Source organism: Bacillus sp. SRL543, assembly GCF_984799205.1.
Genome location: NZ_OZ481794.1, coordinates 4,076,310 through 4,089,362 on the forward strand (window position 1 = coordinate 4,076,310; position 13,053 = coordinate 4,089,362).

Below are 13,053 nucleotides of genomic sequence, written 5' to 3' on the forward strand. Positions count from 1 at the left end.
ATAAAGGATTTAAACAGTCCAATCCAGCGATTCCAGGAACTGATATACATCCTCATGCAGCTGGTCCTTTTCCTTATCCAATGTGATGACATGACCGGACTCCTCATACCATTTCAGCTTTTTATTATCATTCTCCACTTCGCTGAAAATGATGTTGGCGCTGTCGGTATTGATCATGGCATCATGGCGTGCCTGCGCCACAAAGGTTGGGGAGTAGATCATATCCACAGAATTCCTCACATCAGCGATCAGCTCCTGCAGCGCTTTAAGTGTCTTCATCGGAGTTTTTCTGAATTCAGCCATCTCCTGTTCAATCTGTTCAGGTGATTTGCCTTCAAGCCTCTTATATTCGCTGGCATAATGAAGGATGCCCTGGTACATGACTTCCTCACTTTTAATATACATGGGTGCACACATTGGAACGATACCCTTTATAGGAACAGTGTAACCTAATTTCAAGGAAAATACCCCGCCCAGCGAAAGCCCGGCAACCGCAATCTCTTCATAGCCCTCGCCCTTCAGCAGCTCATATCCTTCCATAACGTCCTTCCACCAGTCCTCAGGCCCGGTATGGACAAGCTCCTCAGGAGGCACCCCATGGCCCTTATACTGGGGAGCATGGCAAGTATACCCCTTGGTCTGCAGGAAGCGGCCCAGCATCCTGACATCCGCAGTATTGCCTGTAAAGCCGTGCAAAAGCAGGACGGCCCTTTTTCCGCCTTCAAAGGTAAATGGTTTTGGTGCAACAATCTTCATTTTGAAAACTCCTTTTGCTATGTAAATGATTTCTTTAATAAGTTCAGCTTCCTTATTTTTAGCAAAGCAGCGCACAACAATCCAATAAAACGGCTTGCCCCTCAATAAAGGAAAAATATTCCGCTTTGCGGCAAATAAAAAACCTGACCTTCAGGGCCAGGCAGCAGCTTCATTATTTTACAAAATAAGCGACAGCAATCGTCAAAACAAAGAACAATACAGCCAACACGATGGTAACGCGGTGGAGTATAAGATCAAGCCCGCGCGCCTTTTGCTTGCCGAAAAGCTGCTCGGCACCGCCGGAAATCGCGCCGGAAAGACCCGCACTTTTCCCTGATTGAAGAAGTACAACAACTATAAGAGCAATGGAAACGATAACCAAAAGCGTAATTAACAATGTGTACATGAAGCCCACCTCCTGAAACGTACAATCACATTATTCTTAATTTATCATATTTTGGCGGATTGGACAATAGCAATGTTGATTGGTGAGGGCGAGGGGGGATTTAGTTAGCAGCTCAAGAAGGAGGACAGGGCAAGGGGGACGAATTAGAAAGAATGATACATTTTAATAAGGAGGAAAATATGATCGTTAAAGAACTTACAGTACCAGAGCGGATTACAGCCTTGGAAGCTCTGCTGCGGCGCCTGGAGGAAGGGAGTCCCGACTGGCTCCGTGTCAAGGAAGATCTCGCGAAACGCTGGGCCGGCTATTATGGTGAATTGTCCTTGGATTATTACTTGCAGATGCTGCCGGAAAAAGAGTATCTAGTCCTGCATGATTTACGACTCGGCCTATCCGGCAGCTTTTTTCAAATTGACATCCTCGTCCTGCATGCTCACTTCGCTCTTATCCTGGAGGTTAAAAACATACTCGGCACCCTTGTGTTTGATAAGCAATTCAGCCAGATGATCCGCACCCATGATGAAAAAGAAGAAGGCTTCGCCGATCCTATTGCACAGGCAGAACATCATAAAAAACAGCTGGTCCGCTGGTTTGCGGAACGCAGCATCCCTCTCCGCGCCGAAGCCCTTGTGGTCATCAGCAAACCCTCCACTGTCCTCAAAGCGAACTCTCCAGCCATCAGCCGTACAGTCATCCACAGCCACCGCCTGCTTGGGAAGATAGAAGAACTGAACGGGCGCTGTCAGCAAGCGCTCCTGGATGCTAAAGAGCTGAGAAAGACTTCTAAACTGTTGATCAAACACCATACACCTGAAGAAATTGATATTTTGTCCAAAATGAGAGTCAGCTCAGGCAAGGTCAGGATGGGCGTCCATTGCGGCAGCTGCGGCCATATTCCGGTTTTAAGAGCATACGGGACGTGGCTGTGCCCGAAATGCGGGGCCAAGGACAAGTCTGCCCATATCGCTGCCTTGAGGGATTACTTCCTTTTGTTTGGTAAGGAGATTACGAATGGGAGATTTCGGGAGTTTGCGGGGGTGGAATCCGTCCATACAGCTTCAAATATACTGGCAGGCTCGAATTTAGTGGTCTCAGGAAGAGGAAAAGGCCGCAAATATAGCGCACCTGCAGATTGGAAGAATGGGTAAAAGCGTTTATTAGCAACTTTTTCCGTATATTAGCAACTTTTCTAATTTATTAGCAACTTTTTCATTTTATTAGCAACTTTCAGGATATATTAGCAACTTTTGGTTTTTATTAGCAACTAGCCCTAAAGGGGCTCACTAATCTCAATTCGGGCTTCATGCACCAGCCAGCAAAACCACAAAACCAAAAAAAACACCAGCCCCCAGGCTGGTGTCTCCTCCCAAAAAGAGTTACTTCTTCAGGTTATAAAAAGATTTCAATCCATCGTATACTGCCAGTTCCCCAAGCTCGTCTTCGATGCGAAGAAGCTGGTTGTATTTCGCGATGCGGTCTGTACGGCTCATAGAACCGGTTTTGATTTGGCCTGCGTTTGTGGCAACAGCGATGTCAGCGATTGTGGCATCTTCTGTTTCACCTGAACGGTGAGATACTACTGCAGTGTAGCCTGCGCGCTTAGCCATTTCGATAGCTTCGAAAGTTTCAGTCAGTGTACCGATCTGGTTCACTTTGATCAGGATGGAGTTGCCAACGCCCTGCTCGATACCTTGTGCAAGCTTCTTAGTGTTTGTTACGAAAAGGTCATCTCCGACAAGCTGAACTTTTCCGCCGATGCGGTCAGTCAGAAGCTTGTGGCCTTCCCAGTCGTTTTCATCCAGTCCATCTTCGATTGAAAGGATTGGGAATTCGTTTACCAGCTCTTCGTAGAAGTTAACCATATCTTCTGAAGATAAGCCTGTGCGGCCTTCGCCTGCAAGATCGTATTTGCCTGTTTCTTTGTTGTAGAACTCAGAAGAAGCAACGTCCATGCCAAGAAGGATGTCTTTGCCTGGCTCATAGCCGGCACTCTTGATTGCTTCGATGATGACTTCAAGTGCTTCGCGGTTAGAACCAAGGTTTGGAGCGAATCCGCCTTCGTCGCCAACTGCTGTGTTAAGGCCCTTACCTGAAAGAACTTTCTTAAGTGCGTGGAATACTTCAGCACCCATGCGGATCGCTTCCTTGAAAGTAGGAGCTCCTACAGGAAGGATCATGAATTCCTGGAAGTCAACGTTGTTGTCAGCATGTGAACCGCCGTTGATGATGTTCATCATTGGTGTTGGAAGCTGCTTCGCGTTGAATCCGCCTAGGTAGCGGTATAATGGCAGGCCTACAGATTCAGCTGCAGCGTGCGCACAAGCCATGGATACGCCAAGAATTGCGTTAGCGCCCAATTTGCCTTTGTTTTCAGTACCGTCAAGCTCGATCATCATGCGGTCGATTCCGACTTGGTCTGTAACATCCATGCCGATGATCGCTTCAGAGATCAGGTTGTTTACATTGTCCACTGCGTTTTGGACACCTTTTCCAAGGTAGCGGGACTTGTCGCCGTCGCGAAGCTCAACTGCTTCGTGCTCACCTGTAGATGCTCCGGAAGGAACGATCGCTCTTCCGAAGAATCCTGATTCTGTTAATACTTCTACTTCTACTGTTGGGTTACCGCGTGAATCTAATACTTCGCGGGCATATACGTGCTGGATAAATGGCATGTAATATCTCTCCTTAAAATTGGATTATTTTTTTAAAATCGTTGTACCGGTCATTTCTACCGGCTTTTCAACTCCGAGCAGGTCAAGCATGGTCGGGGCAAGGTCGGCAAGGATTCCATCCTCGCGCAGCTCATCCCCTTCTTTTGTTACGATGACAGGCACCGGATTAGTGGTGTGGGCTGTCATTGGATTGCCTTCAAGTGTGACAACTTCGTCTGCATTTCCGTGGTCAGCTGTGATGATGGCATTTCCGCCTTTTTGAATGATCAGGTCAACAATGCGGCCAAGGCATTCATCCACAGTTTCAATTGCTTTCATGGTAGGCTCGAGCATTCCGGAGTGCCCGACCATATCAGGATTGGCAAAGTTCAGGATGATGGCATCGAAGTTATCAGCTTCTATTTCCTTCAACAGAGCATCTGTTACTTCATATGCACTCATTTCAGGCTGAAGATCATAAGTTGCCACTTTTGGCGAATTGATGAGAATCCGTTCTTCGCCCGGGAACTTGTCTTCGCGCCCGCCGCTCATAAAGAAAGTTACGTGCGGGTATTTTTCTGTTTCAGCGATGCGCAGCTGTTTAAGATTATTCTGGGCCAAAACCTCGCCGATCGTATTGTCCAGATTGTTAGGCTTGAACGCTACATAGCCGTCAACGGTTTCGCTGAAGTGGGTGAAGCAGACAAAGTGCAGATTTTGCGGGTGCCCAGGGCCCCTGTCAAAAGATCTGAAATCTTTGTTTGTAAATGTATTGGAAATCTGGATCGCACGGTCCGGGCGGAAATTGTAGAAAATGACCGAGTCATTGTCTTCAATGGTTGCCACCGGCTCACCGTTATCCCTTGTGATGACGGAAGGAATGACGAACTCGTCAAAAATTCCGTTTTTATAGTTGTCTTCGACAAGGTCAAGCGGATCGGAGTAAGATGGTCCGTCTCCGTACACCATCGCGCGGTAGGATTTCTCCACACGGTCCCAGCGCTTGTCGCGGTCCATGGAATAATAGCGCCCTGAGATGGTCGCAAATTCTCCTACTCCATATTCCTTCATTTTTTCCTGTGCTTCTTTGATATATTTCTCGGCTGTTTTCGGACCAACGTCCCGGCCGTCAAGGAAACCGTGTATATATACCTTTTTCAGTCCCTCACCAGCCGCAAGCTTCAGCAGGGCATACAGATGCTGGATATGGCTGTGGACACCGCCGTCAGATAAAAGGCCAAACAGATGGAGAGCTTTATCGTTCTCCTTCGCATGGTTGATCGCGTCCAAAAAGGTTTGATTTTTTTCAAACTCGCCTTCGCGGATGGCCACGTTCACCCTTGTCAGGCTCTGGTAGACAATCCTTCCGGCACCGATATTAAGGTGTCCTACTTCAGAATTCCCCATCTGCCCTTCAGGAAGGCCGACTGCTTCTCCGCTTGCCTGCAGAGTGGAGTGGGGATATTTGTTCCAAAAACGCTCAAAGTTCGGTTTGTTCGCTTGAGCAACTGCGTTTCCCATCCGTTCACCGCGAAGGGCAAAGCCGTCCAGGATGATCAGTGCTACAGGGGATTTACTCATTCTTGCCTGCCTCCAGTAATTGAAGGAATGACTTTGGCTCAAGGCTTGCTCCTCCGACCAGTGCACCATCGATATCAGGCTGTGACATATATTCCTTGATGTTCTCCGGCTTAACGCTTCCGCCATACTGGATGCGGACTGCCTCAGCTGCCGCGCTTGAGAACTCCTCTCCTACCACCTGGCGGATATGGGCGCAAACTTCATTTGCATCCGCGGAAGTGGAGGATTTGCCTGTGCCGATCGCCCAGATAGGTTCATAAGCAATAACAGTCTGCTTCACCTGGTCTTCTGTCAGGCCGGCAAGGGCTTTTTTCACCTGGCTGCCGACGATTTCCGTTGTTTCGCCGTTTTCGCGCTGTTCGAGCGATTCGCCGACACAAACGATCGGAATCAGGTTGTAGTTGAATGCTGCCAAAGTCTTTTTGTTTACAGCTTCGTCTGTTTCATTGAACATTTCACGGCGCTCAGAGTGGCCAAGCACTACATATGATACACCGATGTCCTGAAGGGCTTTCGGGCTGATTTCACCTGTGAAAGCACCGCTTTCTTCAAAGTGCATGTTTTGGGCGCCGATTGCGACGTCATGGCCTTCTGCACTTTCAACAAGTCGCTCTAAAAATAAAGCTGGAGCACAAACGACTGTATCAACATTTTCCTTTGAAGGAACAAGGCCGTTGATTTCCTCTAAGAAGCTTTTCGCTTCAGGCAGTGTTTTATGCATTTTCCAGTTACCTGCAATAATTGATTTACGCATTCCGGCACTTCCTTTCACATCTTTTGCTTATTTATCATTCAAAGCCGTTACACCAGGAAGCTCTTTTCCTTCGATGAATTCGAGGGAAGCTCCGCCGCCTGTTGAGATATGGCTCATTTTATCAGCAAGGTTGAATTTTTCGACTGCAGCCGCAGAGTCTCCGCCGCCGATTACCGAATATGTATCCTGGGATTCAGCAAGGGCTTCGGCTACTGCTTTCGTTCCGCCTGCAAACGCATTGAGTTCGAATACACCCATAGGGCCGTTCCAGATGACAAGCTTGCTTGTTTTAATAACATCCTGATAGATGGCAGCCGTTTTTGGACCAATGTCAAGGGCTTCCCAGTCTGAAGGGATTTCTTCAATGGAAACTTCTTTAATATTGGCATCCTCTGAGAAATCATCCGCAACTTTAACATCGACAGGCATGTAAAATTTAACGCCTTTTTCGTCTGCTTTCTTCATAAAGGATTTGGCAAGTTCGATTTTATCTTCTTCAAGAAGGGATTTTCCGACTTCATGGCCTTGTGCTTTAACGAAAGTATACGCAAGTCCTCCGCCAATGATCAGATTGTCCACTTTATCAAGCAGGTTTTCGATGACGCCGATTTTGTCCTTCACCTTCGCTCCGCCGACAATTGCCGTAAACGGACGCTCCGGGTTGGACATAGCCTTGCCGAGCACTTCCAGCTCTTTTTCCATCAGCAGGCCGGAAACAGCCGGAAGGTGGTGTGCAATGCCTTCTGTTGAAGCGTGGGCACGGTGGGCAGCGCCGAATGCGTCATTCACATACAAATCCGCTAGCTCTGCAAACGCCTTTGCCAGCTCAGGATCATTCTTTTCTTCACCAGGGTAGAAGCGGACGTTTTCAAGAAGGAGAACATCGCCTTCTGCCATTTCGGATACCATCCCCTGGACAGCTTCACCGTAGGCTTCATCTGCTTTCTTGACATCCTTGCCCAACAGCTCTGATAAGCGCTTGGCAACTGGTGTAAGGCGCAGTTCTTCTGCTGCCTGGCCTTTTGGACGGCCAAGGTGGCTTGCCAGAATGACTTTAGCTCCCTGTTCAGTCAGGTACTGAATGGTAGGAAGAGCTGCTTTGATGCGGGTTTCGTCCGTAATGGAGCCGTCTTTCATCGGCACGTTAAAGTCCACACGGCAAAAAACGCGTTTACCTTTTAAATCAATGTCTTTTACGCTTTTTTTGTTCACGGCAAAGGACCTCCCAGATTATGATAGTGTTCAAAAGAAAAGGGAGAGGGAATTGTTTCCCGCTCCCCTTTTCCCCATCATTATAGATGTTCGCTATTTTTTTATCCAATAAAACAGGGTTTTAGAGGAAAGCTTCGGTTACCGGAGTTAATCCGGGAGCAAAACAATAGCATTTTTATTGATTTAATCCTGCCTATTAAAGGCCTTGCTTTGCAATGTAGTCTACAAGGTCTACAACGCGGTTAGAGTAGCCGGACTCGTTGTCATACCAAGAGATTACTTTTACCATGCTGCCTTCCATAACCATTGTTGACAATGCATCAATAGTAGAAGAAGCCGGGCTTCCGTTGTAGTCGCTTGATACAAGCGGCTCTTCGCTGTAAGCAAGGATTCCTTTAAGGTCGCCTTCTGAAGCTGCTTTGAAAGCTGCGTTGATTTCTTCAGCTGTAACGTCTTTGTCAAGCTCAGCAACAAGGTCAACCAGTGAAACGTTTGGAGTTGGAACACGCATAGCTCCGCCGTTCAGCTTGCCTTTCAGTTCAGGCAATACAAGGGAAACTGCTTTTGCAGCACCAGTTGTAGTTGGGATGATGTTTTCTGCAGCTGCACGCGCACGACGGTAGTCTTTGTGCGGAAGGTCAAGGATCTGCTGATCATTTGTGTATGAGTGAACAGTAGTCATCATACCGCGCTTGATTCCGAACTGGTCGTTCAATACTTTAGCAAATGGCGCTAAGCAGTTTGTTGTACAAGATGCATTTGAAATCACGTGGTGGCTGCCTGCATCGTATTTGTCATGGTTAACACCCATAACAATTGTGATATCTTCGTCAGAAGCCGGAGCTGAGATGATAACTTTCTTCGCGCCTGCTTCTAAGTGTTTAGCTGCATCGTCGCGCTTTGTGAAGCGTCCAGTAGATTCTACTACTACTTCAACGCCAAGGTCGCCCCATCCAAGCTGGGCAGGATCGCGCTCTGCAAGAACCTTCACTCTTTGGCCGCCTACAACCAGGAAATCTCCGTCTACAGAAACTTCTTCGTTAAGTGTGCCGTGAACTGTATCATATTTTAAAAGGTGTGCAAGCATATTTGCATCCGTAAGGTCGTTTACCGCTACCACTTCTACTTCTGAGTTCTTAAGTGCTGCGCGGAATACGTTGCGCCCGATTCTTCCAAATCCATTAATACCAACTTTAACTGCCATGTTAATATTTCCTCCTTTGAATAGTGGGGATATTTGTTAGTTTTATATTAAAGGGGATTACCCTTTTAACAACTGTTTTGCTGCGCCTTCGTCTGTGATCAGGATCGTTGAGGACGGCGCCTGCTTCATATAGGCCCTGATGGCCTTTGCCTTCGAAGAACCTCCGGCAACTGCAATGACATGCTCGATATGGGCAAGATCCTTGAGCTGCAGCCCTATGGTCTGCACTTTGTGGACCACTTCGCCCGCTTCATTGAAATAATAGCCGAATGCTTCGCCTACTGCTTTACGCTCCTGAATCTTCAATAAGTCCTCCGGTGTCGTTTTACGGCGCTCCGCCATTGTTATAGCGTCTCCAATTCCATGTAAAACCATTCCAGCGGATTGTATCAGATTCAATACTTCATTAATAACGGGTTCCTTCATGATTGTCTCGTACATCGTCTTGCTTACCTGATCCGGTACGTGAAGGAATTTATGGCGGGAAGCTGTGTGCTCCGCCATCATGGCGCAGATTGTATTCGCCTGGTTTTTGACCTCTTCGCCGATGCCGCCCCGTGCAGGGACGAACAGCAATTCGTCGTCAAAAAGATTGGGCGTCAGCATCTCCGCCACGGATGCCATGGTCGATCCGCCCGTTACAGCAACCGTATTCTTGCCCTTCAGCCGCTGTTTCATACTGGCCGCGCAGGCCCTGCCAAGCTCGCTTTTCACCCATGGTGATTCATCACTGCTGCCGGCAACCACAATCACCTGCCGGACGCCAAGCATTTCTTTCAGCCTTGCTTCCAGTATGTCTATACCCGTTATGTCTCTCATTATGCTTTCAAGTCTTTCCAGTAAATCCTTGCCTTCGGCTGTCAGATTCATACCTGAACTTGCTACAGAGATAAGATTTTGATTCTTTAGGAAATCAACCTCGCTTCTAAGCACTCTTTCCGTCGATCCAAGGCTCACTGCCAGACTTCTTCGGCCCACCGGCTGCATAAAACCTATGTACTGAAGAATTTGGTAGCGTTTTTGCATAACAGTAAGTAAATCAGGCAATAATCTTTTTTGTACATCGATCAATGAGTCCATCGCATGCCCCTTTTTTAGAAGTATTCCACATAGGAATGCTCTAACGTGGTCAATTTCTGTCCCGCATAGACATATTATGTCCCGCTTGAACCAAAAAAAATCACCCCTGTTACAATTTCATTTTAGCAGGAGTGATTTGCAAATTCAACTGATTAAGCTTCGTTTTTTACTGTAAGCGCTTCATACAGCGTTATTTGATCAATCTGCCCAAACTGGACCTCTTCCCCGTCCAGTTCCACAACCGGAATCATCAGCCCATACCGTTCTGTCAGATCATCGCTGGAGCTGATATCTACTTCCTCTAGTTCAAAATCATGCTCTGCCTGGAGATTCAGGATTAATTCCTTTGCATTATCGCACAAATGGCAGCCTTCTCTTGTATATAATCGCATATGCCGAGCTTTCACTGCAGTTCCTTCTTTCTTCATTCATATCTTTTGCGTTTCGCTGACGATGGTATACCCAGCTGGTCTCTGTATTTGGCGACCGTCCGCCTTGAAATGACGATAGCATCCTCCTTCTCCAGGATGCTCATAATCTCTGAGTCAGAAAGAGGCTTCAGCTTATTTTCAGCTTCCACCATAGCAGATATCTTCTGCTTCACACCTGCTGAAGATGCACCGTCGGTCCCGGTTGTTTTCACCGTGCTTGTAAAAAAGGTCTTCAGCTCATATGTGCCATAAGCTGTCTGAATATATTTTTCACGGACCGTCCGGCTTACAGTCGATTCATGGATCTCCAGCTCATCCGCGATTTCTTTCATTGTCATTGGCTTCAGCTTGGAAGGCCCTTCAATGAAAAAACCCTGCTGCTTTTCTACCAGCTTCATTGTAACTCTTTTGATCGTTTCTTTCCTTTGTTCCAAACTGCGGACGATCCAATTATAATCCTGCGAACGGTCCTGGAGGTATTTCCTGACCTCTTTATCGCCGCTGTTCCTAAAGTTTTCATAATACTGGCTGTTAAAGCTGACCTTCGGGAGCTGCTCATCCTGGACGGTGATCAGGAAAGAGCTGCCGTCCCAGCTGACAGCCACGTCAGGGACAATATAACCGGCGCTTTCTTTTGAAAAAGCCGCAGCAGGCCTCGGATTGAGCGATCTGACTAAATCAGAGACGCGCTGGATATCCTTCAGCTCCACACCAAGGAGTGAGGCGAGCTGCTTCCACTTTTTATCGGCAAACCATTCAAAATGCTCTTCAATCATCACTTCAGCCAAATCATCCGGCCGCAAAAGCCGCTGCACCTGAAGCAAAAGGCATTCCTGAAGTGTCCGCGCCCCAATGCCAGCCGGCTCCAAAAGCTGAATCTCCGCAAGCGCTTCTGCAGCTTCTTCCTCACTGACTCTAAGCTCATCCGCAATATCTGCAATACTTTCACGAAAGTAACCGTTTTCATCTATACTGGCAATAATCCTTCTGATGATCTTGTCCATCAGAGGTGATATATATTTTATTTCAAGCTGTGAAATCAAATAATCCTCAAGGAGATTGTCTTTTGCCCTGATCTGCTCAATCCAGGATCTGTCATCCTTTTTCAGCTTGCTGTACGTGCCTCTTACTCTGTCGCGGCGCGGATCCATCGCCCTTACCGTTTCTGTCTCTACCTGCATAAGGGGATTCTCCAGCGCCTTGCTCTCCAAAAAAGCCGTAAGCTCAAGCGCAGAATATTGAAGGAGCGCAATCGCCTGGGACAACTCCTGTGTCATCGCCAATTTAAGCGACTGCTGCTGAAATAAACCTGCATTCATGTTCATTGCCATTCCCCCTTCTTCTATTTTACATGATGGGAGGAGAATGTTGAATGGGAATATATATAAAGAAAGCAGAAGCTTTTCGCATTCCGGCCTATGGCAGGTGCTTCCATGATGTTCATCCCGCGAAGCTGTATAGCATCTTTCAAACGAAAAAAGCCTCCGGCCCTATAAAAGGCAGGAGGCTTTTGGTACGCCCTCGGCAGGAATCGAACCCACATCTCAAGAACCGGAATCTTACGTGCTATCCGTTGCACCACAATCCGCTAAAAAGTCCCTTAGAAGTAGTTATATCAATGGTTTAGGTTTGTTTGAGTGTTTTTCATTGCGTGTTATCCCTATAAATAATGATACTGAATCAAACTCCTCCATGCAAACAATTTCACTTTTGAGTTAAAAGAACTATGGTAAGATACTTATCCAATAGTAAGTTCTACTGTTTTTTCTAGTAAAAGGAGGTGTTATCTAAATTATATTACACACCATGATTAAAATTGTTCACTGTTAGATATCAGAATTCGTTGAAAACATTAAATGTTTCATCTATTATTTAAATAGATGATTACAGGGTGGGTTGCAAATGGCTTATACCGCTATCAGTAAAGAATTAACTGTGAGAACCAAAAAGTTAAAGCAAATGTTACCTGAGGTATTGGAAGTCACAGGATTTAATCAACTCCAACTAAATGCAAAAATTGGTGGGAAACATGCTGAGTTCATGGATATAAATAATGAAGTAATCTCAGACCCAGACCATTTCGTTGCTTTATGGATGGAAGGATTAATCAGAACCCTAGACTTTATAGGTGACAAAAAACAGGGGAGTAAAGTTTACGACTTACTTCTATTAATACAAAAACACAAAATAGTGCGTGAATATACATTTACGTTCTTAGAGAGAACTTATTTGAGGAATTATACTGCTCTCTCTAAGAAGCGTCCAAGAATAGAAGAAGCAACAATGTGGATAGGTCAAAAAAATGCTTCCTATGGACTATTGGTTACTCCACGATTTAGGAATGGAAATTGGGAAAATGACCAAAGTGAAATAAGACATTTCAAGAAGAATTACTGGACTATTGGACATATATTAGAAACGGGTCTTGTTATTCCTTTTGTAGAGGAAAAAATCGAATTCCACGATATTGAACAATATCTATCTTTCTTTAAGAATACAATGGTCCGAGCTTCGGGTTCGGAGTATGAATTGGGAATTGCTGCAAGGTATTGTGATTTAGTTAGAAATTCTGAAAACCCAGAGAACGTTCCTTTGCTAATACCAGAATTTAGGTATGACGGGATTGCGGATAAACACAAATATCGTCTGGATTTCACGGTTATTGATCCAAAGACCTTGAATAAATATGGGTTTGAATTATCACCTTGGTCAACACACGGTTACTTGAAAGGCACAAAGGGGAAATTACAAAAAGAAATCAATGCTGAAGCACAACAGAACTTTGAAAGAGAAATGGAGAAGCATAAGGACTATTTTAAGAAGTACGGTATTTTTGTACTAATTTATACTGATGCTAATCTAGCAGACATTGACGGAGTCTTTAACGACATGGCAAAGTACTTAAACCCTGAATCAGTACAAACTCAATTAAAGTACCACATCCTTGATGAACTATTAAAATATGAATAAATAACAAA

General features: G+C 46.0%; 12 protein-coding genes and 1 tRNA gene. 2 read left to right on the forward strand and 11 right to left on the reverse strand.

The annotated features are described in order from the left end of the window. Positions 1 to 9: 9 nt before the first annotated feature. Together AC4E8B_RS20865 and secG are read right to left on the reverse strand one after the other, a co-directional pair. Positions 10 to 756, reverse strand: coding sequence for an alpha/beta hydrolase (locus tag AC4E8B_RS20865; RefSeq protein WP_490215311.1), 747 nt, complete (start codon positions 754 to 756; stop codon positions 10 to 12). Between the two features lie 172 nt (positions 757 to 928). Next, the gene (gene secG / locus AC4E8B_RS20870; protein ID WP_490215312.1) at positions 929 to 1,162 is read right to left on the reverse strand and encodes a preprotein translocase subunit SecG; all 234 of its coding nucleotides are present in this window, start codon (positions 1,160 to 1,162) and stop codon (positions 929 to 931) included. Positions 1,163 to 1,341: 179 nt separating this feature from the next. On the opposite strand from secG, the gene AC4E8B_RS20875 reads away from it, so the two are divergent. After that, complete coding sequence (locus AC4E8B_RS20875; RefSeq protein ID WP_490215314.1) at positions 1,342 to 2,310, forward strand: nuclease-related domain-containing protein; 969 nt, start codon at positions 1,342 to 1,344, stop codon at positions 2,308 to 2,310. A 228-nt stretch (positions 2,311 to 2,538) separates the two neighbouring features. Here AC4E8B_RS20875 and eno read toward each other — a convergent pair whose 3' ends face one another. The 9 genes from eno to AC4E8B_RS20920 form a co-directional block, all read right to left on the reverse strand. After that, positions 2,539 to 3,834 (reverse strand): phosphopyruvate hydratase, encoded by a 1,296-nt coding sequence (eno, locus tag AC4E8B_RS20880; protein ID WP_490215315.1) that lies wholly within the window; start codon positions 3,832 to 3,834, stop codon positions 2,539 to 2,541. Between the two features lie 24 nt (positions 3,835 to 3,858). Then, a complete protein-coding gene (gene gpmI / locus AC4E8B_RS20885) occupies positions 3,859 to 5,394 on the reverse strand; it encodes a 2,3-bisphosphoglycerate-independent phosphoglycerate mutase (protein WP_490215316.1) in 1,536 nt (511 codons plus the stop codon). Next, a complete protein-coding gene (gene tpiA, locus AC4E8B_RS20890; protein WP_490215317.1) occupies positions 5,387 to 6,148 on the reverse strand; it encodes a triose-phosphate isomerase in 762 nt (253 codons plus the stop codon). The genes gpmI and tpiA overlap by 8 nt, the downstream gene beginning before the upstream one ends. Positions 6,149 to 6,175: 27 nt before the next feature. Beyond that, on the reverse strand, positions 6,176 to 7,360 hold the full coding sequence (locus AC4E8B_RS20895) for a phosphoglycerate kinase (protein ID WP_490215318.1): 1,185 nt from the start codon (positions 7,358 to 7,360) through the stop codon (positions 6,176 to 6,178). A gap of 196 nt (positions 7,361 to 7,556) precedes the next feature. Further along, positions 7,557 to 8,564, reverse strand: coding sequence for a type I glyceraldehyde-3-phosphate dehydrogenase (gene gap / locus AC4E8B_RS20900; RefSeq protein ID WP_490215319.1), 1,008 nt, complete (start codon positions 8,562 to 8,564; stop codon positions 7,557 to 7,559). 57 nt (positions 8,565 to 8,621) lie between these two features. Then, on the reverse strand, positions 8,622 to 9,644 hold the full coding sequence (locus AC4E8B_RS20905) for a sugar-binding transcriptional regulator (protein ID WP_490215321.1): 1,023 nt from the start codon (positions 9,642 to 9,644) through the stop codon (positions 8,622 to 8,624). 152 nt (positions 9,645 to 9,796) lie between these two features. Further along, positions 9,797 to 10,036 (reverse strand): glutaredoxin family protein, encoded by a 240-nt coding sequence (locus AC4E8B_RS20910; RefSeq protein WP_490215322.1) that lies wholly within the window; start codon positions 10,034 to 10,036, stop codon positions 9,797 to 9,799. A gap of 32 nt (positions 10,037 to 10,068) precedes the next feature. After that, positions 10,069 to 11,400 (reverse strand): RNA polymerase factor sigma-54, encoded by a 1,332-nt coding sequence (rpoN, locus tag AC4E8B_RS20915; RefSeq protein ID WP_490215323.1) that lies wholly within the window; start codon positions 11,398 to 11,400, stop codon positions 10,069 to 10,071. A gap of 186 nt (positions 11,401 to 11,586) precedes the next feature. Next, positions 11,587 to 11,658 (reverse strand) — tRNA-Arg (locus AC4E8B_RS20920). A gap of 319 nt (positions 11,659 to 11,977) precedes the next feature. Between AC4E8B_RS20920 and AC4E8B_RS20925 the strand changes: the two genes are divergently transcribed. Then, on the forward strand, positions 11,978 to 13,045 hold the full coding sequence (locus tag AC4E8B_RS20925; protein ID WP_490215324.1) for a hypothetical protein: 1,068 nt from the start codon (positions 11,978 to 11,980) through the stop codon (positions 13,043 to 13,045). Positions 13,046 to 13,053: the final 8 nt, after the last annotated feature.

Coding starts and splice junctions, on each gene's coding strand:
- AC4E8B_RS20865 (WP_490215311.1), bottom strand. CDS start 756: ATGAAGATTGTTGCACCAAAACCATTTACCTTTGAAGGCGGAAAAAGG.
- secG (WP_490215312.1), bottom strand. CDS start 1,162: ATGTACACATTGTTAATTACGCTTTTGGTTATCGTTTCCATTGCTCTT.
- AC4E8B_RS20875 (WP_490215314.1), top strand. CDS start 1,342: ATGATCGTTAAAGAACTTACAGTACCAGAGCGGATTACAGCCTTGGAA.
- eno (WP_490215315.1), bottom strand. CDS start 3,834: ATGCCATTTATCCAGCACGTATATGCCCGCGAAGTATTAGATTCACGC.
- gpmI (WP_490215316.1), bottom strand. CDS start 5,394: ATGAGTAAATCCCCTGTAGCACTGATCATCCTGGACGGCTTTGCCCTT.
- tpiA (WP_490215317.1), bottom strand. CDS start 6,148: ATGCGTAAATCAATTATTGCAGGTAACTGGAAAATGCATAAAACACTG.
- gap (WP_490215319.1), bottom strand. CDS start 8,564: ATGGCAGTTAAAGTTGGTATTAATGGATTTGGAAGAATCGGGCGCAAC.
- AC4E8B_RS20905 (WP_490215321.1), bottom strand. CDS start 9,644: ATGGACTCATTGATCGATGTACAAAAAAGATTATTGCCTGATTTACTT.
- AC4E8B_RS20910 (WP_490215322.1), bottom strand. CDS start 10,036: ATGCGATTATATACAAGAGAAGGCTGCCATTTGTGCGATAATGCAAAG.
- rpoN (WP_490215323.1), bottom strand. CDS start 11,400: ATGAACATGAATGCAGGTTTATTTCAGCAGCAGTCGCTTAAATTGGCG.
- AC4E8B_RS20925 (WP_490215324.1), top strand. CDS start 11,978: ATGGCTTATACCGCTATCAGTAAAGAATTAACTGTGAGAACCAAAAAG.